Genomic DNA, 23,050 nt, shown 5'->3' on the forward strand with positions numbered 1-23,050 from the left:
GGCTATTTACGAGCTACGCATCAGATTCAAGGCTGGCGCTGTTGGTGACCGTTGGCTCACGAAACGTTAAGGCTTGCTCATGGCTATCGAACAGGTGGATATCGGCTGGAGAGCAATGCAAGGATACGGTTTGGAACGCTTTTACCGCGTTGTCGCCAGGAATGTGTACTTTGAAGCTATCTACGCCGCTATATTGCCCAAACAAATAGGTGCTATTGCCGAGTCGTTCAACCACTTCACTGTGAAATTCAACGTTGAATCCGGGGCCTTTGCCAATTTGAATATGCTCGGGGCGGATCCCCACGGTAACGGCTTCACCTTCGTTGACAGGTTTCGCCACCGGCACAGTTAATGATTGGCCGTCAGGCATGGTGATGGTCGCCTCTGAACCATTAGTGACCGAAACCGTACCCGACACAAAGTTCATTCTTGGTGAGCCAATAAACCCAGCGACAAACAGGTTGGCGGGGTTGTGGTAAAGCGCAAGCGGTGAACCGACTTGTTCGATGTTGCCGTCTCTCAACACCACGATTTTGTCGGCGAGCGTCATGGCTTCGACTTGATCGTGGGTGACATACACCATGGTGTTTTTGAGTTCTTGGTGGAGCTTGGCAATTTGCAGTCGCATCTCCACGCGCAATTCGGCGTCAAGGTTGGAAAGGGGTTCATCAAACAAAAACACTTTAGGGTCACGCACAATGGCACGACCAATGGCCACGCGTTGACGCTGACCGCCGGACAAAGCTTTTGGTTTGCGATCGAGCAAAGGGTCGAGTTGCAAGGTCTTCGCAGCGCGATCAACCTGTTTGGCGATGTCATCTTTATCAACGCCATTCATTTTCAAGCCAAAGCCCATGTTTTCACGCACTGTCATATGCGGGTACAAAGCGTAGGATTGAAACACCATCGCCACACCGCGATCAGCCGGATCTACGTCGTTGACTTCGACGCCGTTAATGGAGATCTTTCCGTCTGATATGGTTTCCAATCCAGCGATCAAACGCAGAAGCGTCGACTTGCCGCAGCCGGATGGCCCAACAAAAACCACAAACTCCCCGCCCGAGATATCCAGATCGATGCCGTGAATTGTTTCTACTTTGCCGAAGCGCTTAATAACGTTTCTAAGTGTAATGTCCGCCATGCTGCAAGTCCTATGCTACGAGTTGCTTTTGATGAATTTGGATTTCGTTGTTCACTTCACCCTTTAATTAAAATAGTGCTTTTTTTGTGCAATGGAAACGTTTACATGAGATATTTTTTAAACTAGATTAAATTTAAACACAACAGTGCATTTACATTAAAGCAACAAGTTTCAGGGTGTATCAGCGCTTTCTCTCCCTTTTTCAAAACAAGGGATAAACGGACAGGACGTACTTATGACAGGGCTTTCCTCTACTGCATCTCCTACCGTAAGGCCTAAGCGAAGTCGGCTTATCGCAGCGCCTTGGTTGTTTCTCGCCCCCGCTATTGTGATTTTCTCGCTCTATGTGCTGTATCCCATCATGCAAAGCGTTTGGTTGAGCTTTTTTGAGTGGGACGGCCTTGGCGAAAAAACGTGGGTAGGATGGGGCAATTACATCGAATTGTTTGATTCTGATGCCTTCTACACGGCGTTGGTGAACAACTTCATTTGGATGGTTCTGTTCATGCTCGCTCCGCCTATTGGCTTACTGATTGCGTTGTTTTTGAATCAGAAAGTCAAAGGTATTCGCCTCATCAAGGCATTGTTTTTCTTTCCCTTTGTTATTTCACAAGTGGTCGTCGGTTTGGTGTTTGCGTGGTTCTATGACCCATCATTCGGGTTGTTAACGCAGATGATGGTGGCAATGGGCTTTGATCCTGTTTCCATCTTGGCTGACGAAGATTTGGTGACTTACGGCATTATCGCCGCCGGTCTTTGGCCGCAAGTTGCCTATTGCATGATCTTGTATCTCACGGGATTAAATAACCTCGACCCAGAACAGCTAGAAGCCGCGCGCTTAGATGGTGCGAAAGGCTGGCGGATGCTTTGGTATGTGGTCGTGCCACAACTGAAACCGGCAACCTTTATTGCCGTCGTCGTCACCGTGATTGGCGCACTGCGCTCGTTCGATTTAGTCGCGACCATGACAGCGGGTGGCCCTTGGGGCAGCTCAACAGTCCTTGCATACCTTATGTATGAAGAATCTATTTTTAACTATCGAATGGGCTACGGCGCTGCGGTCGCAGTCGTACTGTTTCTGATTATGCTTGTTTATATCGCCTGGTTCTTATGGCGCATGCTGAAAGGAGAGCGCTAATGTTCCCAAGACCGATAGAGCATCGCGGAGCGGTCGCTAACGTGACGTATCGTATCGCTCTGTATGTTGCGGTTTGCTTGTGGTTGATCCCACTTGCCGCCGTGCTGATGACCTCAGTGCGATCGATTGCCGACATTAATGCTGGCAACTACTGGGGCATGCCCGATGAGCTGCAACTGGTGGAAAACTATACTCAAGTGTTTATCGCCACCCCAATGGGGCGTTATCTGCTCAACAGTTTACTGATCAGCATTCCTGCTGTGGCGGGTGCTGTGGCGCTTTCTACGTTGGCGGGTTTCGCGTTGGCGAAGTATAAATTTCGCGCCAATGTGTGGCTGTTTGCCCTGTTCATTGGCGGTAACTTTGTCCCCTTCCAAATTCTAATGATCCCTGTTCGCGACCTCACCATTGACCTCGGTCTGTATGACACACATTGGGCGTTGATATTTTTCCATGTTGCTTTTCAGGCGGGTTTTTGCACCTTATTTATGCGCAATTTCATCGTCGGCATTCCGGATGCGCTCATTGAAGCGGCACGTGTTGAAGGGGTGAGTGAGTGGCGAATTTTTTGGTATGTGGTTCTCCCTTTAGTGAGGCCCGCACTGGCCGCTTTGTCCGTTTTGGTCTTTACCTTTATATGGAACGACTTTTTCTGGGCGTTAGTGCTGGTGCAAAGCGATGAGGTTCGCCCAGTTACGGCAGGGCTGAATGCATTGCAAGGACAGTGGTTAGCATCGTGGCAGTACATGTCTGCAGGGGCGGTGATTGCCGCACTTCCTCCTGTGGCTTTGTTTTTCACCATGCAGCGACATTTTATTGCCGGGTTAACGCTGGGCGCGACAAAAGGCTGATCTCGGTTTGACGACAATAAGGAAGACGAAAATGAGAACACTTGCGAAAAAAGGGTTGGGCGCACTTTGCTCCCTATTGCTTGTGCTAAGTGGCTCGGTTGCGGCTGGGACGCTGGTGATTAACTCAGATGCCTCTGATCCTGCGCCGAAAAAAGCGTGGGCAGAAGTGATCGCCAAGTTTGAGCAGGAAAACCCTGACATTGAGGTGAAATATAACCTTTATGATCATGAAGCCTACAAAACAACGATTCGTAACTGGCTGGTGACCTCTCCGCCGGATGTGGTTTTTTGGTACGCAGGCAATCGCATGAAAACCTTTGTCGATCGCGGTTTGTTTGAAGATGTCAGCGACATTTGGACAGCTAACGGCATGGTCGAAGATTTCGCCAGCGCAGCCCCAGCCATGACCATCAAGGGCAAGCAATATGGGGTGCCTTACACCTATTACCAATGGGGTATTTACTACCGTAAAGATTTGTTCGACAAATACGGTATTGCCGTACCGAAGACGTGGGAAGATCTGGTTGCCGCATCGAAGACACTGAGTGACAACGGTGTGACGCCATTTACCATTGGTACCAAGTACCTTTGGACAGCAGCGGGCTGGTTTGATTACTTGAACATGCGCGTGAACGGGCTCGATTTTCATATCGACTTGATGGACGGCAAAATCCCTTACACGGATCCGCGCGTCAAAGCCGTGTTTGAGAAGTGGAATGATCTGGTTGAGCCGGGTTACTACCTCAAAAATCACGCGTCTTACTCTTGGCAAGAAGCACAACCTTTCCTCTACAACGGCGAAGCGGCCATGTACCTGATGGGTAATTTCTTGGCAGCGAACTTCACCGATGAAGTGCGTCCGAATATGGGTTTCTTCCAATTCCCAGTGATCGATTCGACGGTGCCAATGGCAGAAGATGCGCCAATGGATACCTTGCATATTCCAAGCAAAGCTAAAAACAAAGAAGATGCGCGTAAGTTCCTCGCGTTTGTGGCTCAACCTGAAATCCAGACCATGATTAACGCAGCGATGCTGCAAATTCCCACCAACAACAAAGCAACGCCGAAAGATGATGAATACCTTAATGCAGGTGTTGTGATGCTGGGTGAAGCTGAGGGGACAGCGCAGTTTTATGACCGCGATACTGACCCTGCGATGGCGAAAGAAGGGATGAAGGGTTTCCAACAATATATGGTGCACCCTGATCGCATTGATGCCATTTTGAAGAAGTTAGAGAAAACGCGTCAACGGACGTTTAAATAGTATTATTTCAAAGAGTTAAACGCTTCTGTATCTCTATAAGCAAGCATCATTCATTTGATGCTTGCTTATTTTTTGTGATATTGAGCAGAAAAACGCTTCGGATAAGAGGGGGCTGTACTAGAGTTAGGAGTACGTTGGCAAGAATGCTGACAGGTGATATTCATCGACATAGCCTGCAACATAGAAAGTGGGAAATGCAATGCCAAACCTGATTAACACCAGTTATTCGACCAATAGCTTGATGACATCTCGCCAGAAAGAACGCGAAGATGCCAATGCTGTGCGTAATGACGGTGTGACATCAGCGAAAGAGCAATCAATCAGCGAACGCGCTGAGGTTTTGCGTAAAGAGCGTGAAGAGAAAAAGCAGGCAGAAGCGGCTCAAGAAGAGGCACCACAACGCGGTGATTATCGTGGTTTGATTGACCGTGTTGCCGAGCAAGAAGCTAAAATGGCGAAGTATTCCGCCTACAGCCAGGGTCAGCAGCAACTGTTGCAACAAGTAGAAAAAACCATTACCCCGCAAAATGGCGAACGCAGCTACGATTTCAAGGTGTAGTCATCACACCACCACACGCGCTAGATTAAGTGCTTTGCCAGATTTCCGCCACCATTGCTCGCCACATTGCCATTTGTCTTCCCCGCTAGCGCCCATTTGATGGGGTTTAATTGTCCTTAGTGAACAGAGCGAGGACAAACTCATGGACAACAATAATAAACAAAATCCCCACGCGATGAATCGATTTTCACTCGGCATACCCAGTTGGTTATGGCCGGTGTTGGTCTGCATTGTGTGGGTGATTCAACTTGCGGCGGAGTAGCTCGCTCTGTGCGAGCTACGTGAGATTATTAAGGAATCGTTATCGGTGCGCGAGATACCAGCGCTTAACGGGTTCGGGTACGCCAAACACACGAAGGTTTCCGGCAATCACTAACATTACGCCAAGGGCAGACATCCACGTCCATTCGTAGCCTTCAAACACGGTGGAAAGTGATAGGGCAACCAAAGGGAACAGCACGGTACAGTAAGCCGCTTTGGCCGCCCCTATGCGGCCGACTAAGGCAAGGTAGGTGTTGAAGCCAACCACAGAGCCAATAATCGCGAGATAGACCAGTGCAGAAACGTACAAAGGTGTGGTAGAAATGGCGAATGAATGCCCCATGAACAGTGCGATAGCAAATAGGTAGATTGCGCCGTATCCCATTGCCCACGCCGTGGTCGGCAACAGCGGCATGTTTTTTTTCTGAGCGCGGGCTGAGACCAAATTGCCCATCGAAAAGAAGTAAGTGCCCACCAAAGACAAGCCAAGGCCAAGGAAAATGGTGATATCCATATCGGCATTTAAGAACTGCGAGCCGAAAAGAAAGACAACCCCGGTAAAACCCATCAATGCGCCTTGGACGAAGGTGCCTGTCGGGCGACGTTTATCAAGCCACCAAAGATTCAATGCGTTCAAGATGGGAGCAAGTGAAAACACCACGGCGTTTAGCCCACTGGGCAGGTATTGTGTTGCGGCGTAAAAGCACAGAAAATTGTTGGAAAACAGACACAAGGCCAGCAGCGCTGCCATTTTGTGGTTTTCACGGGTTAATTTGGGCAGCGCGTTACGCGCTATTAATATGAAAAATAGGGCGAGGGATGCCAACCCAAAGCGCCAGCCAACAGAGACGACAACAGGTGTGTCGCCGATCTGATATGCGATAGCCAGCCAAGTTGACCCCCAAATAAACACAGTTACTGCATATAATATTGCATTCATTTGCCACTACTCCTTTTTCTTACTAGCCAGATGACATTGTTGTTTTTATGCCCACACCTTATTCCGAAGATTGTCGGCTGACTTTCATATTCCTGCTGATTTTATAGATTCTTGCGCTTTTCTCCTGCACCTAGTACCCACAACCTCTCACTCGGGATATATTGAAAAGAGACAGGAGTAGGAGTGGTATGGACAAGGATTCACCTCAGGGGATGAAAAGGCAGCGTGTTTACAACGTATTGCGAGAGAATACGGCAAAGCTGCATGGCGATATCTGGCTAGACAATGGCATGGGTGCGGCGGTGTGGAGCAACAGCCACGGCAGCGCGAGCTATGACAAGCCGGGTCATCACACCCTGAGTTTTTATGTCGCGGGTGGACAAAACACCAAACGATGTTCAGGCGCAGGTGACTTGTATGGCGGTGAAGACAAGCTTTGTTTGATGCCGAAAGATCATCGTTCCGACTGGGCGTTTTCTGACCCTTTCCGTTTCTTTCATTTCTATTTTGAGCAAGCGCACCTGCAGCGCTTTGCTGAGCAGGTGTTCGATAAAGAAGGCCGTCATATTGAGCTGAAAGAATGTACCTTTGTTGATGATCCGTTTGTCAGTCAACTGGTGCGTCAAACCATGTTGAAACTGGATTGGTCGCAAAGCACCGACAGGCTCATGTTGTCTCACGCACAGCAAATGTTGCTGCTACACATGGTCAGACAATATTGTCATCAACCGTTGAAACTTACGGTCGCTTCAGGGGGCTTGTCGCCACAAAACCAGCGGCGAGTGATTGAATATGTAGAAGAAAGCTTATCCGTGTCTTTTTCGCTCAGTGATTTGGCGACCTTGACGCAGTTGAGTGAATTCCATTTTGCTCGTATGTTCAAAACCAGTTTCGGCTGTACCCCGCATCAATACGTGCTGTTTCGACGTGTGGAACTGGCGAAAATTCTGCTTACCCAAAATAGCCTGTCATTGGTCGATGTCGCTTCTGCATGTGGTTTTTCATCTCAACAACACCTCTCTCAACAATTCAAATTGAGAGTGGGCGCTACGCCTGCCGCGTTCCGTCGAGAGCAAGCCAGCGGTCACTAATACCAAATCCTCAATCTTGATACACAACGCCCCATTTCTACTGCATAAATTGAAGTGTTAGCTTGCCATATGTTGGCGTCATAGAAGACTTTGCGCAAATCAGGAGAAAGGGCATGACAACCATTGAAGCGACACCCGTAGAGCGGTTCGTTGCCAATTCCCGCCATCACGGTGAGGTATGGGGTTTACAATGTAAAACAGGGTGGGTGATCTGTGATTCATCCATTTATGAAGATACTGATGTCATGCCGTTTTGGTCTTCAAGAGATGCGGCGGCCATTCATTGTGTTGACGAGTGGGAAGATTTTGCGCCAATGGCCATTACCATTCCCGAATTTGTTGACGAATGGCTGGTGGATCTCGCGAAAGATGCAGTAATGTTGGGGCCAGATTGGGGGGCTGATCTTTGTGGAGAAGAAGTTGAAGCCGCTGAAATGGTTGCACGATATTTACAGGTCAGCTTGCCCAATTAACAGCGCGCCATCACGTACTGTCAATCTCCTTGTACACAACTTCCTTTACAGTGTGCTTCCTTGTGAAGGCACGCTTGCGTTGCTGTTTGTGCTTACAGACTGCTATCCCTTTAAAGGCATATCCCAGACTAAGCATCATTGATTTGGGATGATCTGCACATGGTTCGGTGCATTTAAGAGGGACGCCAATGGCTGATGGCTTGGCAGGAGGAATGAAGATGGCAAAGACAACAATCAATCCAATGGGGACAGATGGCTTCGAGTTTGTTGAATACACGGCGCCCAATGCAAAAGGCATTGCCGATCTGAAAAACCTTTTTTCGCTGATGGGCTTCGCGGAGATCGCCAAACACAAACATAAAGACGTGTGGCTTTATCGTCAGGGCGACATCAATTTCATCGTTAACGGCGAACATGATTCACAAGCGGAAGGTTTTGCGAAGCAACATGGCGCCAGCGTGAATGCCATGGCGTTTCGGGTCAATGATTCTAGCCACGCTATGAGCTATGCGGTGAAGCAAGGCGCAGAAGCTTGTGAACCTCGCATCGGTTTGATGGAGCTGAACATCCCAGCCATTCATGGTATTGGCGGTTCGTATCTCTATCTTGTTGATCGATACGGTGACAGTGAGATATACGACATTGATTTTACTTACTACCCTAATTGGCAGGAAACGCTTAAGGCAGCGGATGCGGGGTTGAAGGTGATTGATCATCTCACGCACAATGTCGAAAAAGGTAACATGGATGTGTGGTCGGATTTTTACGATCGTATCGCCAATTTTAAAGAAATCCGCTTTTTTGATATCGAAGGGAAGCTGACGGGATTGAAATCTCGCGCGTTAACCGCCCCTTGTGGAAAAATCCGTATCCCCATTAACGAATCGAGTGATGATAAATCGCAGATTGCGGAATACCTTGATGCCTATAATGGCGAAGGTATTCAACATATCGCATTGAGCACTGATGACATATACCAAACCGTTCACACTTTGCGCTCGCGCGGCATGCGTTTTATGGATACGCCTGACACCTATTACGAGAACGTCAATGGGCGAGTAGAAGGACACGATGAAAGCCTGAATCAACTTCGCGAACTGCGTGTATTGATTGATGGCAATGAGAGTACCGGTATTCTGTTACAGATATTTACCGACACCGTCATTGGTCCTGTGTTCTTTGAAATTATTCAGCGTAAAGGTAACCAAGGGTTTGGCGAAGGGAATTTTCAGGCATTGTTTGAATCGATTGAAATGGACCAGATACGTCGAGGCGTGTTGGACGCAGGATGATGACGAGATAATAGAGATCGAACCAGGCAGTCGTTCTTGCTGAGAGTGACAGCCTGTTGGACGGTATTTGTTTGCAAGTGCTTAGTCAGACGTCCAGCGATTTGTCGTTTTTACGGATATCAAACAGCAGTTGATAGAAAAACTCTTTTCGCAGTGAGGCGCCGCTTTCGTCAAACCGAAGACCTGCCGTGGGTGGGTCTTTCTCGTTATTGACTGCTACAACAGTGCCTTTGATTTTACCGCTCAAATCACTACCGTAATCAATGATGATTTCTAACGTTTCATCTTCAAACAGCAAATGCTCATCGGCAGTGATTTCTAAGCAGCACCCTGACACTGAATAGTCAGTCATTCTTCCGCTAAAGATACCTTCACCGCCTTGGATGCGAATAGACATGTTTGTGTCTATGCGGGGCTCTTGGCGGATTTGTCGGTGTGCAATGTTCTCAGGAATGGAAACGATAAGCAGCCGGATGGGCTTTTGTATGACGCCCATGACTAAACAACGAAACGCGATGACATCCCGAAATTCACTATCCGTGATAGCACGAACGATGATTTCGTTGTTGGGAATATAGAATCGTTCGATAAAAGGGTCTTTTCCCGTTGGGCAGTCAATCAAAAGAAACTGCTCTTTTCGATAACCCACTAGCCGAGAAGCAACCTGCATTTTCTTTGGATCATCAGAAAGCTCAATATTGAGTCGGGCACCGATCTCCATCAGTTTGTAGAAGCTATCGGAACCCTCAGTTTTTAGTGATTGCATAGCCATTTTCCATTACTTGTTGGGTTATGCGATAAACCAGTGCATGAATATCTCTACTGATATTTGTCTACAATCATGCTGATCTCATTGTTTTCAACCAATTGCGTTAGACGCATGTCGAGGAAGCGTTGTATCTCGGGATCAATGCCTGGCGAATAGGCCAAATGAATAGAGTAGTTGGGGATCAAGTTACTAATTTTACGAAGATCGTAATCGTCAGGTGTAAACCCGAGGCGCTTCAAATGATATTTGAGGCGAATATCCATTTCGACAAAACCCCCTGTGCCTTTAAGGCGATCGACTACTCGAAATGCTGCGTCATAGTTTTTTACTCGCACTTCGCTTACCACCCCTTTGTGTATTTTTGCATCGAGCCCAGGGTAATCAAACCCAAACAGCAACACCGCTATTTTTCCATCGAGATCGTCAGGGTTGTCATAAGGCAAAACGTTGTTGGCGTTGCTGAGAATACTGTGTTCAACCTCAAATAGAGGCAGTGACGAAAGGTTTGCTGCTTGCATTCCGCCCCATAGCGGACTGCCATAGGTAACCCAATTCTGTTTTTGAGATTCTGTGAGTTCAGCGAGCATGCGGTTAAATGGATAGGTATGGATTCGGACCTGATGCGACGTTCCTTCCAGCGCCTTGTAGAGTACGTCCGTTATAATGCCACGGTGATTTTGGCCTTCCTCTTGAATTTGCAGAGGTTCTGATTGGTCTTGAACAACATAGTAATCAAGTGTCCAAGCGGTGGCGTTGGTACTGAAAAAAAATCCAGCCAAAATCAACAAAGGTATTGTGGGCAGAGAAGAGAAAAATGGTTTTTTTCTGGACATGGTAATCGTCATCCAAGTTTGTGTTTTATGACTATTATTAGAGAAAGATGATCCATATATAAGACACCCATAAGCCTAGACTATGTTGAATCAAAAAGAGAATCTTCGTCAGCCTTCCAGCATGGCCGCCAGATTGGTGGGGCGCATTTTGTTCGTCTGCAGTTTATTGGCATTTCTAGTCGCGGCCTTTGCGTTGTATTTGGATTATCAGGCACGCACTGAACTGTTACGAGAAAATACGTTGCTGATCCAAGAAACGGATTTACCAAGTATTACGAACAGTTTGTGGCAAGAGGATGTGGACCAAGTGGGCGTGATTACGAAGGGGATCTACCAACACCCCGCCGTTAGCTATATTCGCGTTTTCGATGCAAGTCGACTGGTTGCTGAAGAAGGTAAAAGCCCGCCTGAACCCAAAATTTCCTATCAATGGCCCTTGATTCAGAACCAATTTGGCAAAGAGTATGAACTTGGTTTTGTGCAAATTGAGGTCAGTCTACAAGATGTCTACAACGCGCTGACTGAGCGATTTGTGATGCTGTTGCTGTTTTTAGGTGGCGCCACATTGATTTTGGGTGGCTTGGTGTTTTTCATTGTTTACATGGATGTTGTGAGGCCATTGATTTGGATTTCTCAGCGTGTGACCAAATTTGATGTTGATAATTTGCCATTAACCATTGACCCGCCAAAAAGTAAAATGGGCGAAGAGCTGGTGACGCTTTACACCCAGTACAACACCACGGTGGAAAAAATGCGTGAGTACAGCGCAGATCTTCATGAAGCCAAGGCGCATGCTGAAGGTGCCAATCTTAAGAAAAGTGAGTTTCTGGCTAACATGAGTCATGAAATCCGCACGCCGATGAACGGCATTATTGGCATGGCGTCACTGCTTAAAGGCACCAAACTGGATGATGAGCAGCAAGAATTCATCGATATGCTCGAGACGTCATCGCTATCGTTGCTAGACATTATTAATGACATTCTGGATTTCTCAAAAATTGAAGCAGGCAAGTTCGAACTTGAAGTGCTGGAGCTGAATCTGTTTGAGCTCAATCGAGACATAGAACATCTTTTCCGCCTAAGAACCAAAGAAAAAGACCTCGAGTTTAAGTGCGAGGTAGAGGATAGCTTGGCACCTATTTTGATGGGCGACGCAGCTAGGTTGCGTCAGGTGATGATCAATTTGGTAGGGAATGCAGTGAAATTCACTCAGCATGGCAGTATTCATGTTGGCATCAGGCAGCTCGAAGATGTTGGTGAACAGTGCACGGTATTGTTCGAAGTCCGTGATACCGGAATTGGTATCCCGGCGGATAAGCAAGATACAATTTTCGAAAAATTTGAACAGGCTGATGGCAGCATGAGCCGCAACTTTGGTGGCACAGGTTTAGGGCTGGCTATTTCCAGCCAAATTGTTGACCTGATGGGTGGACGCTTGCTGTTAGAAAGTACCGAAGGGGAGGGCAGCCGCTTTTACTTCGTTTTGACTTTCGACCGTGCGTCGATCCCTGAAGGTATACCCGTTGATTCTCAATTATTTGCTGACGCAGCCATGCTGTTGGTGGATGACAGCAGATTGAACATGCGCATTACCAGCGCGCAGCTTGGCAATATGGGGTCTCAGATTTCTTGTTGTGTGCATCCCGAAGATGCAGAAGACATGATTGCCGAGCGTATTGATACCGCGAGACCGTATAAGATAGTGATTCTCGATAAATTGATGCCGAATACAGATGGATTTTCAATTGCATCAAAATTGCGTAACCGCTTTGGTAAGCGGTGCCCAAGTTTAATTATGATCACCGCAGCCCCAGAAATGCATGACAGCGTAAAATTGGAGAGTTTTCATATTGAAGGCTATCTATCTCGCCCTTACAAGTTCAATGATCTTCGGAATATCTTAGCGAAAATCCTGCGAAGTCACCAAGCACAGCTAGGGGTGATCTCGATGACTGGAGAAAAAACGGAAAAGACACTTCCTGTTCGACATGCAGAAGAATCTGATTCTTATGAAGGACGCGTGTTAGTCGTCGAAGATACCTTGGTTAATCAGCGCGTGGTACAGGCGATGTTGGCGCGCTTAGGGGTTGAAGTTGTTGTGGCTGAAAATGGTAAAATCGCGTTAGATATGTGTGAAGACGAATGCTTTGATTTGATCTTTATGGACTGTCAAATGCCGATAATGGATGGTTATCAAGCGTCAAGATTGCTTCGAGAACACGGCTATGCACAGCACACACCCATCGTGGCATTGACCGCAAATGCGACGGCTCAAGACAGAGATGATTGCTTAAAAGCGGGTATGGATGACTATATTGCTAAGCCAGTGAGAAAAGATGACTTGGAGCGCATGATAAAAATGTACATGCCAGGTTCTGCGCAGGAAAAAGCCAAGACTAGCTAACACAGAGCCTTGTGTGCTGGAGAATCACGAGCACTGATGATGGGTCAATCATTGATGATGAATAAAAAACGCCTGCGGATCTCTCGCAGGCGTTTTGCGTCATGTCGTCCAACGAGAAACGCTGGGTTAACACTTCCGGTATGAATAGGAAGTGGCCGTCATGTCGTTAAAGTGCCGATTTCCACTCTTCAAGCAGCGCATCGTAATTGATGGTTTGCCCTTTTGGTTTTTCGTTCTGCAGTTTCGCTTTCGGTGCACCTGGCAGGTTTAGCCAGTATTCAGCATCACGCGGTTTGTTCAGCTTAGGACCACACTCGCCTTGCACGTTGGCACGCTCAAGACGTTGTAATACTTTGTCTTGTGCCGCTGCCAATCCGTTTAACGCTTCTTGTGGTGTTTTCTCACCGTTTGCTGCTTCAGCAATGTATTGCCACCAAAGCTGTGCCAGTTTTGGATAATCAGGCACATTGGTACCGGTCGGTGTCCACTGCACGCGCGCGGGGCTACGGTAGAACTCCACAAGACCGCCAAGGGTAGGTGCAACGTCTGTCATTGCCTGAGAGTTAATGTCAGACTCACGAATTGGCGTTAAACCGACCAGTGTTTTCTTCAGTGACACGGTTTTGGCAACCGTGAACTGTGCATACAACCATGCTGCCATACGACGCTTAGGCTCGGTGGACTTCATCAGTGTCCATGAACCTGTGTCTTGGTAGCCAAGCTTCATGCCTTCTTCCCAGTAAGGGCCGCGTGGCGATGGTGCCATGCGCCATTTCGGGGTGCCGTCAGGATTAACGACGGCCAAACCTGGCTTGGTCATGTCTGCCGTAAATGCGGTGTACCAGAAGATTTGCTGTGCAATTGACCCTTGCGCTGGCACAGGTCCCGCTTCAGAGAAGGTCATGCCTTGTGCTTCTGGTGGCGCATATTTTTGCAGCCAGTCCACGTATTTGGTGGTCGCAAACACGGCAGCTGGGCCGTTTGTGGCACCGCCACGTTCAACGCTTGAACCGACTGGCGAGCAACCATCGACACGGATGCCCCACTCATCGACAGGGATCCCGTTTGGAATGCCTTTGTCACCTGCACCTGCCATGGAGAACCATGCATCGGTGAAGCGCCAGCCAAGTGATGGGTCTTTCTTACCGTAATCCATATGGCCGTAAACGCGTTCACCATCGATGTCTTTAACATGAACGGTAAAGAACTCAGCGATGTCTTCATAGGCTGACCAGTTGACGGGCACACCTAACTCATAGCCGTATATTTCTTTGAACTTGGCTTTGAGATCAGCACGAGCAAACCAATCGGCGCGGAACCAGTAAAGGTTGGCAAACTGCTGATCAGGCAGTTGGTAAAGTTTTCCGTCTGGGCCAGTGGTAAAACTGAGGCCGATGAAGTCATTAAGGTCCAGCGTTGGCAGCGTGACATCTTTGCCTTCACTTTCCATGTAGTCACTGATTGGGAACACTTTACCGTAACGGAAGTGAGTACCAATCAAGTCAGAATCATTGATGTAGGCATCATAGATACTGCGGTTTGACTGCATTTCAGTTTGTAGCTTTTCTACCACATCACCTTCTTGTATAAGATCGTGCGTGACCTTAATGCCCGTGATTTGCTCGAAAGCCTTTGCCAGCACTTTTGATTCATATTCATGGGTCGTGATGGTTTCGGATACGACCTTGATTTCCATACCGCGGAAAGGTTTGGCAGCGTTAGTGAACCACGCCATTTCCTTCAGCTGTTCATCTTTGTTAAGCGTTGAAGGGGTAAATTCATCATCGACCCACTTCGTTGCCGCATCGCTGTACTGGTCGGCGAGCGCCGCCGGTGCCAGTAACAGCCCGATCATGAACCCGAGAGGGGTCCACTTGGGTACAGCAGACAATTGCTTCATAGTTTCGCTCCTTTGTCGTTTTTCCCTAACCCCAGCGAATAACGGCCACTAACCACACGATTGACATCCCGAAGGGATACCAGATGGGTAGATCTGTCATTCCGATGAAGAAAAGGTGGATATAAGCGCTGCTAAGCAGGCCTATAAATAATCGATCACCTCGGGTTGTGCTGATAGGCAAAAATCCTTTCCTTTCTACACAAGGCCGAAGTACTTCGAGTACGGTCATTGCTGTCAACATGCAGCCAATAGTGATAAAAAACAGTGTGCTTGGGAGTGTCCAGGCCATCCAACTCATCGTATTTCTCCTTAAACCAATTACTTACGCCGATTGGTATTACACACGTCCTAATGCAAAACCTTTCGCGACATGGTTTCGAACAAACCAAATCACCAATAATCCGGGAACAATGGTTAACACGCCCGCGGCTGCCAGCACGCCCCAATCGATACCAGACGCACTCACGGTACGGGTCATGGTGGCAACGATGGGCTTGGCGTTCACTGACGTGAGCGTTCGTGCCAAGAGCAGTTCCACCCAACTAAACATAAAGCAGAAGAATGCGGTGACGCCGATACCCGAGCGGATCATGGGAAGAAAAATCCGAACAAAGAAGCGGGGAAAGCTATAACCATCAATGTGTGCGGTTTCGTCGATTTCTTTCGGTACGCCGGACATAAAGCCCTCCAATATCCATACCGCCAATGGCACGTTGAACAAGCAGTGCGCGAGGGCGACAGCAATGTGGGTATCAAAGAGACCGACAGAGCTATAGAGCTGGAAAAATGGCAACAGAAACACAGCAGGAGGCGCCATGCGGTTGGTGAGCAACCAAAAGAACAGGTGCTTGTCGCCAATGAACCGATAGCGTGAAAATGCGTAAGCGGCAGGCAAAGCGACGGAAAGCGACAACAAGGTATTGATGGTGACGTAAGTCAGTGAATTCAGGTAACCGTTATACCAACTCGGATCAGAGAAGATAACGATGTAATTATCCAAGGTAAAAGAATGTGGCCAGAAGGTGAGGCCACCCAATATTTCCTCATTAGTTTTGAACGACATCATTAGCAACCAATAAATCGGTAGCATCAAGAAGAGGATGTAGGCAGATAGGCCAATCGATTTTTTTGTCATGGCTTAGTTCCTCGCGTCCATGCGGGTCATGGCGGTGTAGAACACCCAACAAACCAGCAAAATGATCAAAAAGTAGATAATGGAGAAAGCGGCTGCGGGGCCGATATCAAACTGACCGACTGCCATTTTTGTGAGTGCTTGTGACAAGAAGGTGGTGGAGTTTCCGGGGCCCCCACCCGTAAGCACAAACGGCTCGGTGTAGATCATGAAGCTGTCCATAAAACGCAGCAGGACGCCGAGCAACAGTACGCTTTTAAGCTTGGGTAACTGGATATATCGGAACACTGCCCAGTTAGATGCGCGGTCGATTTTCGCCGCTTGGTAATACACATCGGGAATAGCGCGTAAGCCTGAGTAACACAAAAGTGCGACCAGTGAGGTCCAGTGCCACACGTCCATGACGAGCACAGTGATCCACGCATCAACGGGATCGGACGCATAGTTGTAACTGACGCCAATGTTGTTGAGAAACCAGCCCAGTAAGCCAATGTCGGCACGCCCGAAAATCTGCCAAATAGTGCCCACTACGTTCCAAGGGATCAGCAGCGGTACAGCCAACACAATCAACACAATGGAGGCTTTTAAGCCTTTTGCTGGCATGGTCAACGCCACGGCGATACCCAGTGGGATTTCTATCGCCAATACGCAGAAGGAGTAGATAAACTGGCGTACTAACGAATCGTGGAGGCGGGGGTCATTAAGAATTTCGCGATACCATTCGGTGCCGACAAAATAGCGGGTGTTTTGGTCGAAAATGTCCTGAATCGAGTAGTTCACCACCGTCATCAGCGGAATGATGGCGGAGAAGGCAACCAGCAGGAACACGGGCATCACCAGCAACCATGCGCGATTGTTTTCAGTTTTAGTCTGCATCCTGATCTCCCGTTTCCAGTGCGGTGTGTTGCGGTTCACCGGTCAGGTATTCATCCACATACAGTTTTAACCATTGCGCGGGAAAACTGATGTAGGCGTGGTCTTTTGGCTCGGGTGCTTCTTCTGCGATACGCAGCTTTAACGTTTGGCTACCAAACCGAACGGTCACGATTTTGTATGTCCCAAGATCTTCGATGTATTGCACGGGCACTTGCCACGCGTGATCGCGCTTTTCCTGCCACAGATGAACAAATTCGGGTCGTATGCCGACTTTGATGTTGTCGCTTTCTGTCGCGGCTAATACCTCGCGCTGTTCAGGGGTCAGCGGAAGCGCAATGTCTTCAAAACTGACATTGCCATCATCGGTTCTTTGCACGGTGAGAAGATTCATGCCGGGACTGCCGATAAAAAAGCCGACAAAGGTATGATTGGGGGATTCAAACAACTCGCGAGGCGTACCAAATTGCACGATGGTACCGTCATACATCACGGCAATTTCTTCTGCGAAAGTGGCGGCTTCTAGCTGATCGTGCGTCACGTAAATCATGGTGATATGAAACTGTTCGTGAATTTGACGGAGCTTGCGGCGAAGTTTCCATTTCAGATGTGGGTCGATCACCGTCAGGGGTTCATCAAACAAAATCGCCGAGACATCTTCACGCACTAACCCGCGTCCCATGGAGACTTTTTGTTTTTCATCCGCGGTAAGGTTGCTGGCCCGTTTGTCCAGCACGGACGTGAGTTCGAGAAGTTCTGCGACCTCACTGACTCGCGATCGGACTTTGGCTTCAGGGGTTTTCATGTTGCGAAGTGGAAAGGCGAGGTTGTCGTACACCGTCATGGTGTCGTACACCACAGGAAACTGGAAAACCTGCGCGATGTTTCTTTCTTGCGGCGCAAGTTGGCTGACATCCTGATTGTCGAACACGACTTTGCCTTCAGAAGGCGTTAGCAAGCCGGAAATGATATTCAGCATGGTGCTTTTACCGCAGCCTGATGGGCCCAGCAGGGCATAGGCTCCGCCGTTGCGCCAAGTGTGTGTCATTTTTCTGATGGCGTAGTCGCTTCGTCCCTGTGGTGAGGGCGAGTAAGAATGCGCCAGCGAATCGAGAATAATTTCTGCCATGCTTATTTCCTCACAAACGGCGCGCAGATTGAATGAGCTGCTCTGACTGATCAAAAACATAGAGCTTATGCGTGGGCACATAGATGCTGATTTTTGCGTCTACGGCGTAGTCGTGAACACCAGGTAGGTGCAGCACCATGTTGATGTCACGATTGCGTACGTGAAGGAACGTTTCGCTGCCACTGATCTCTGCTAGCTCAACGTCGACGGAAAGTTCAAGATCGTCATCGTTGTTGGGGACCAGACTGAGATGGTTTGGTCGAATACCGAATTGGTATTGACCGTCTTCTAACTCGCCGAGATTCGTGTTGAGCGGGAAATGGATATGTTCGTCAAAAGAGACATTGCCTTCGCCGACGCTACCACGAATAAGGTTAATTGGCGGCTCACCAAAAAGTTCGGCACTGGTGACAGACGCGGGGTGGTGGTACACCTCTGCCGTGGGGCCAGATTGGATCACTTGACCTTCATGCATGAGCAATATGTTGCCACCCAGCGCCAAGGCTTCATTCGGTTCGGTGGTGGCATACACTGCGATCGTATTACGTTCGGCAAACAGTTCGCGCATCTCCTGTCTTAGCTCTTCGCGCAGTTTGTAATCAAGGTTCACTAAGGGTTCATCGAACAAAATCAAATCGGCATTTTTCACTAGCGCTCTTGCCATGGCAGTGCGCTGTTGTTGCCCACCTGACAATTCAAGAGGAAGCCGATTCAGAAAAGATTCAATGTGCAGCATTTCAGCTATTTCCTGCACGCGCTCTTTGATGATGTGCTTAGGGTGTTTTTCTAATCGCAGTGGTGAAGCGATGTTTTCATACACCGTCATGTTGGGGTAGTTGATAAACTGCTGATACACCATGGACACGTTTCGTTCGCGAACTGGCACGCCAGTGACATCTTGCCCATTGAACAAGACCGTTCCAGAGGAAGGCTTATCGAGCCCTGCCATCAGCCGCATTAGGCTGGTTTTCCCTGCCAATGTTCGACCAAGTAATACGTTGAAAGAACCGGGCTCAATACGAAGGTCTATGTTGTCTAGCCACACTTCGTTGTTACTTACCCTTGTGACATTTTTCAATTCAAGTGACATGAAGGCTCCCTGATAAGTGTTGGGGTCGATGCAGCGGTGCAACAATACGTTTGGCGAAAACGCGCATCGTCATCACATTCCGAATGACATACGCTAGAACCGTGCCAATAGTTAATAAAATGTTAACCTTCTGATTTGTTGATATTTTATGTGAGGATGAACAGTAATGGTGTGAAAAAAGTGTCACCCATTTTGTTGACTGTTAACAAAATGTGAACAATGCTTAACGCTCATTTTCTGTTCGAATGCGCATGGAAGGGATTCACAATGAGCGATATAGCTCACACTCATGATGAGATTATTCAGGCCTCTTGGCGTCGATGTCAGTCCCTTGGGCTGTCACCAAAGGCCACGCCTGAAATCGTGCAGTTGAATCAAGGTCAATGGCATGATGCCCGCGATCGGTCTAATGACCTCATTGCGACCACTCAGGAGCAAGTCCTGCCTTTTTACGAAAATATATTGGTCAACAGCAACAGCCTTGTGCTGCTGGCAGACAATGATGGCAATTTGCTAAGTCGCTGGGGGAGACCGGGTTTTGTTAGCCAAATGGAAAAGCATTTGTTTGACCAAGGGACAAGCTGGCTAGAAAAATACAATGGCACTAATGCAGTCGGAACGGCTTTGCAAACAGGTGAAGCTGTTGCGGTGGGACGCGATGAACATTACTTGATCGCCAACCGTTATATGACGGCGTCTGCAGCGCCAATTTATAACAGTGATCGTCATCTTGTGGGTGTGTTGAACATATCGTCGGATGCGTATCTGCCCACCTCACATGTGAACGGCATGGTGAAGGTAATGACGCAGGCGGTAGAGAACCAACTGATCATCGCAACCTATCGTCATCATCACCACATGCTTATTTTCAATACCAGCAGTGATAACCTTACGAGCCAATGGGCGGGGTTGTTGGTGTTTAATGAAAGCGGAGACATTGTTGCTGCAAATCGACGTGCCGATCTATTAGTGGGCCAGACCTTGGCGGGATTAAGCATAGAATATGTAACGGGTATATCAGCGCTAAAGCTTTCTGCACATCCTGAAAATCATTCTCTTTCCTTTATTGGTCTGTCTAAATATCGTTTGTTTGGCGCGATCAAGCAGCCTATGACGCGGACAATTCGCTCCCCCTTTTCAACGCAGACGCCTGCATTCTCGCCCAACTCATCTGCGCCAATGCCAAAAAAAGTGGCTATTGCGCCGAGCGATCGCCAGTTGCCACATCTCGACCTTGGTGATCTGAAAATGCAAAAGGCAATACGCCAAGCGTTAAGTGTGGTTAACAGCGATATCCCTTTGGTTATACAAGGCGAAACGGGAGTAGGCAAAGAGGTGTTTGCGAAGGCGGTACATGCTTCGTCAAACCGCGCTAAGAAAAAAATGGTGGCGGTGAACTGTGCCGCGATCCCTGCTGAGCTGGTGGAATCAGAACTGTTTGGTTACGTAAAAGGCGCGTTTACGGGGGCCAATGCAAAAGGCAGCATGGGCTATATTCGTCAAGCAGACGGCGGCACCTTGATGCTGGATGAAATTGGCGATATGCCACTGCATGTTCAAGCGCGATTGTTGCGGGTGCTACAAGAGAAAGCGGTGACACCGCTAGGCAGTACGGAAAGCTACCCTGTCGATTTTCGCGTGATTTGCGCAACGCATCAGTCATTGAGGTCGGCGGTTGCTGAGAAGCGGTTCAGAGATGACCTTTACTATCGTATCAACGGATTAACGCTGTTTTTACCCGCATTGTGCGAACGATCAGATATAGAACCCTTAGTCAGTGCGTTGTTACCTGAACTTGCAGCCGATCAAAATGTGGTTATCGACCGAGAAGTATTTCACTTATTTGCCCAGCACCCATGGCCGGGAAATATTCGTCAGTTGGTCAATACCCTCCGTGTGGCATTGGCGTTGTCACAGGGGGAGCGGATACAGACTCATCATTTGCCCGATGATTTTTTCTTGGATGTGCAATCGCCTTCTATTTCCACCCTGCCAGAAAATGACGTAGTAAGTCCGGTTGCACAGTCTGCGAGCTGGCGCGATACCCTTCCCGCGCTTTATGCGTCGTCCGATGGAAACATTACCCGCTTAGCGCAACTCACTGGTGTGAGTCGTAACACTATCTATAAGCGACTGCGTTCACTCGGTCTGAAATAGGGCGATTTACGCGATAATGGCAGCGATTTTTGTGCGTTGTCAGTGTTCTGTTGCACGTTTTATTTGCGCGCTCTCGAGCATCTTAGTAAAAAGTTCCATTGATAAAGTTATAAATATTAGATGTGGCTCGCAAATGGTCGGATGAGTGTTTTTACAAAATACGTTCATTTATTGAACGTTTTAGGTGCCCCTTGATACCGAATAAAGTCATTCTTCGCGTGAATTAAATCCCCATTTAATGCAACAAAAGCATCATAAATGCGACTTTTTATGCGCTATCTATCACCTACATAAATCACCTTGTGTTGGTTGTAAATCAGCCAATTTATTCATTAATCGTTGTAATTGTTAGAAAATGTATCGTTGATCCCTGTGTTTCTTGGATGTTAATTTTATTTCGCAGCATCGTTGCAAATGGAATGATGATAAGAATTACAGGACGTAGTATATGAATAAGAAATTTTTGGCAGTAGTCATCCCAGCAGTACTTTTCGCTGGCAATGTCAGTGCAGCAGAAATCTATAGTGGTGAAAACGGTTCAGCAGAATTTAGCGGCTCTCTTCGCGCAAAACTGACCAAATCTCCTGACTCTGATGTCAAGCTTGATGACGGTAGCTCTCGCGCAGCCGTATCTGCTTTGTATAAAGTGAACGATAATTTTGATGTACTAGCAGCATTGGAATTTAGTGTAGCGAGCGAATTCAAAAACCGTTACAGCTACATCGGCGCAACCGGTGATTGGGGTAAGGTTACTATTGGTAAGCAATACCTGACAGCTGATGACCTTTGGGGTGTTGATAATTCTTATTTCTTCGGTGGTAGCCACATTGTTGAGGGCGCGGTTTCGGGTGGTAAGCACGATAGTTCTGTTCGTTATTCATATGAAGGTAATTCTTTCTATGTCGATGCGAGCTACGCATTACCAGAAGATGGCGATAATGCGGAAGTTGCAGAATTGTTTGGTCGTGTAAGCGTTGCTGGTTTCGACATTACAGCGGGTGTTTCTAAAGCAGAGAAAAACAACCCAGAGCAAAAAGATGTTGAATCTCGAGATGATACGGGCAAATTAGTTAAAACAACGTATCCAGAGTCGAAGTTTGAAGACCTTTACCGTTCAATTTGGGTAGAAAGAACATTCGGAGACCTATATGTTGGTGCCCAGTACTCAGCAAGTGATATTGAACGCAACAATGGTACCGAAGAGCTGAACCGCACCGGTTACGCGTTAGCATTTAGCTATGGTCTAAATGACAAAGCGAGCGTGTATGGTGCATACGAATACTCTGATTTCGAAACCAAAGGTTTCAAAATCAGCGATAAAACCGAAGGTGAAGCTGACGTTCTTTACGTAGGTAGCGTGTATAAGTTCAATAGTTATTTCCGTGTATATGGCGAAGTGGCGTATGTTGACGGTACGACTTCACTTGGCGTAAGCAATGATAAGAATGACCTACAAGTTGCTCCAGCCACAAGTTTTGACAGCGAAATGATGTACGCCATCGGTGCACGCGTTTACTGGTAATCACTTCCACTAAATACGCTTAAACTTCACACTGCTTTGAAAGCCCAGCCTCGCGCTGGGCTTTTTTCGTTGCACCAAAATAGCATCATATTTCGGTTTTCTATTGCAAAAACACAGGGCATTAAAAAAAAGGAGGGCTAAGACGATTTTTGATCCGCTAAGTGCAAAATGATTGGCTTTGAAAGCACAAGGTTGGCTTCTAAAAGATCAACGTCTCAATACCGGACTTAA

Annotated in this window: 20 protein-coding genes; 10 read left to right on the forward strand and 10 right to left on the reverse strand. The window is 47.8% G+C overall.

What is annotated here, in order from left to right; genetic code table 11:
- Positions 1-13: 13 nt before the first annotated feature.
- Positions 14-1,141, reverse strand: a complete 1,128-nt coding sequence (locus tag ACED36_RS17405) for an ABC transporter ATP-binding protein (RefSeq protein ID WP_371733592.1) — start codon at positions 1,139-1,141, stop codon at positions 14-16.
- A gap of 235 nt (positions 1,142-1,376) precedes the next feature.
- Here ACED36_RS17405 and ACED36_RS17410 point away from each other — a divergent pair, with 235 nt between their 5' ends.
- The 4 genes from ACED36_RS17410 (at position 1,377) to ACED36_RS17425 (ending at position 4,953) form a co-directional block, all read left to right on the forward strand.
- Complete coding sequence (locus tag ACED36_RS17410; protein WP_016959835.1) at positions 1,377-2,279, forward strand: carbohydrate ABC transporter permease; 903 nt, start codon at positions 1,377-1,379, stop codon at positions 2,277-2,279.
- Positions 2,279-3,130 carry a carbohydrate ABC transporter permease gene (locus tag ACED36_RS17415; RefSeq protein ID WP_371733593.1) on the forward strand — a complete coding sequence of 284 codons (852 nt, stop codon included), beginning with the start codon at positions 2,279-2,281 and terminating at the stop codon, positions 3,128-3,130. Before ACED36_RS17410 ends, ACED36_RS17415 begins: the two co-directional genes overlap by 1 nt.
- 31 nt (positions 3,131-3,161) lie before the next feature.
- Entirely contained in the window at positions 3,162-4,394 is a 1,233-nt protein-coding gene (locus ACED36_RS17420) for an ABC transporter substrate-binding protein (RefSeq protein WP_016959833.1), read from the forward strand.
- 199 nt (positions 4,395-4,593) lie between these two features.
- Positions 4,594-4,953, forward strand: coding sequence for a hypothetical protein (locus tag ACED36_RS17425; RefSeq protein ID WP_371733594.1), 360 nt, complete (start codon positions 4,594-4,596; stop codon positions 4,951-4,953).
- A gap of 301 nt (positions 4,954-5,254) precedes the next feature.
- Here the strand turns inward: ACED36_RS17425 and ACED36_RS17430 are convergent, their stop codons facing one another.
- Complete coding sequence (locus tag ACED36_RS17430; RefSeq protein WP_016959831.1) at positions 5,255-6,154, reverse strand: DMT family transporter; 900 nt, start codon at positions 6,152-6,154, stop codon at positions 5,255-5,257.
- A 188-nt stretch (positions 6,155-6,342) separates the two neighbouring features.
- On the opposite strand from ACED36_RS17430, the gene ACED36_RS17435 reads away from it, so the two are divergent.
- The 3 genes from ACED36_RS17435 (at position 6,343) to hppD (ending at position 9,010) form a co-directional block, all read left to right on the forward strand.
- Complete coding sequence (locus tag ACED36_RS17435) at positions 6,343-7,245, forward strand: helix-turn-helix domain-containing protein (protein ID WP_371733595.1); 903 nt, start codon at positions 6,343-6,345, stop codon at positions 7,243-7,245.
- Positions 7,246-7,358: 113 nt separating this feature from the next.
- A complete protein-coding gene (locus tag ACED36_RS17440; protein WP_371733596.1) occupies positions 7,359-7,718 on the forward strand; it encodes a DUF2750 domain-containing protein in 360 nt (119 codons plus the stop codon).
- A 188-nt stretch (positions 7,719-7,906) separates the two neighbouring features.
- On the forward strand, positions 7,907-9,010 hold the full coding sequence (hppD, locus tag ACED36_RS17445) for a 4-hydroxyphenylpyruvate dioxygenase (RefSeq protein ID WP_371733597.1): 1,104 nt from the start codon (positions 7,907-7,909) through the stop codon (positions 9,008-9,010).
- 85 nt (positions 9,011-9,095) lie between these two features.
- Here the strand turns inward: hppD and ACED36_RS17450 are convergent, their stop codons facing one another.
- Together ACED36_RS17450 and ACED36_RS17455 are read right to left on the reverse strand one after the other, a co-directional pair.
- Entirely contained in the window at positions 9,096-9,776 is a 681-nt protein-coding gene (locus tag ACED36_RS17450) for a flagellar brake protein (protein ID WP_016959827.1), read from the reverse strand.
- Positions 9,777-9,829: 53 nt separating this feature from the next.
- Positions 9,830-10,612 carry a hypothetical protein gene (locus ACED36_RS17455; RefSeq protein WP_016959826.1) on the reverse strand — a complete coding sequence of 261 codons (783 nt, stop codon included), beginning with the start codon at positions 10,610-10,612 and terminating at the stop codon, positions 9,830-9,832.
- Positions 10,613-10,694: 82 nt separating this feature from the next.
- Between ACED36_RS17455 and ACED36_RS17460 the strand changes: the two genes are divergently transcribed.
- Positions 10,695-13,016 (forward strand): response regulator, encoded by a 2,322-nt coding sequence (locus ACED36_RS17460; RefSeq protein WP_371733598.1) that lies wholly within the window; start codon positions 10,695-10,697, stop codon positions 13,014-13,016.
- 166 nt (positions 13,017-13,182) lie between these two features.
- Here ACED36_RS17460 and ACED36_RS17465 read toward each other — a convergent pair whose 3' ends face one another.
- The 6 genes from ACED36_RS17465 to ACED36_RS17490 are packed head-to-tail and all read right to left on the reverse strand — an operon-like array spanning position 13,183 to position 19,140.
- A complete protein-coding gene (locus ACED36_RS17465) occupies positions 13,183-14,916 on the reverse strand; it encodes an ABC transporter substrate-binding protein (protein ID WP_016959824.1) in 1,734 nt (577 codons plus the stop codon).
- Positions 14,917-14,941: 25 nt separating this feature from the next.
- Positions 14,942-15,214: a DUF2160 domain-containing protein gene (locus tag ACED36_RS17470; protein ID WP_016959823.1), complete on the reverse strand. Its 273-nt coding sequence runs from the start codon at positions 15,212-15,214 to the stop codon at positions 14,942-14,944.
- 39 nt (positions 15,215-15,253) lie between these two features.
- A complete protein-coding gene (locus ACED36_RS17475) occupies positions 15,254-16,051 on the reverse strand; it encodes a carbohydrate ABC transporter permease (RefSeq protein WP_016959821.1) in 798 nt (265 codons plus the stop codon).
- A 3-nt stretch (positions 16,052-16,054) separates the two neighbouring features.
- Positions 16,055-16,924 carry a carbohydrate ABC transporter permease gene (locus ACED36_RS17480; protein WP_016959820.1) on the reverse strand — a complete coding sequence of 290 codons (870 nt, stop codon included), beginning with the start codon at positions 16,922-16,924 and terminating at the stop codon, positions 16,055-16,057.
- Positions 16,914-18,050 (reverse strand): ABC transporter ATP-binding protein, encoded by a 1,137-nt coding sequence (locus ACED36_RS17485; RefSeq protein ID WP_017003883.1) that lies wholly within the window; start codon positions 18,048-18,050, stop codon positions 16,914-16,916. Before ACED36_RS17485 ends, ACED36_RS17480 begins: the two co-directional genes overlap by 11 nt.
- Before the next feature lie 10 nt (positions 18,051-18,060).
- Positions 18,061-19,140, reverse strand: a complete 1,080-nt coding sequence (locus ACED36_RS17490) for an ABC transporter ATP-binding protein (RefSeq protein WP_371733599.1) — start codon at positions 19,138-19,140, stop codon at positions 18,061-18,063.
- A gap of 267 nt (positions 19,141-19,407) precedes the next feature.
- Between ACED36_RS17490 and ACED36_RS17495 the strand changes: the two genes are divergently transcribed.
- The gene (locus tag ACED36_RS17495) at positions 19,408-21,297 is read left to right on the forward strand and encodes a sigma-54-dependent Fis family transcriptional regulator (RefSeq protein WP_017006465.1); all 1,890 of its coding nucleotides are present in this window, start codon (positions 19,408-19,410) and stop codon (positions 21,295-21,297) included.
- Positions 21,298-21,745: 448 nt separating this feature from the next.
- Positions 21,746-22,819 carry a porin gene (locus ACED36_RS17500; protein ID WP_016959816.1) on the forward strand — a complete coding sequence of 358 codons (1,074 nt, stop codon included), beginning with the start codon at positions 21,746-21,748 and terminating at the stop codon, positions 22,817-22,819.
- Positions 22,820-23,050: the final 231 nt, after the last annotated feature.

The sequence above is a fragment of the Enterovibrio sp. FF113 genome (assembly GCF_041439165.1).
Lineage (GTDB): Bacteria > Pseudomonadota > Gammaproteobacteria > Enterobacterales > Vibrionaceae > Enterovibrio > Enterovibrio norvegicus_A.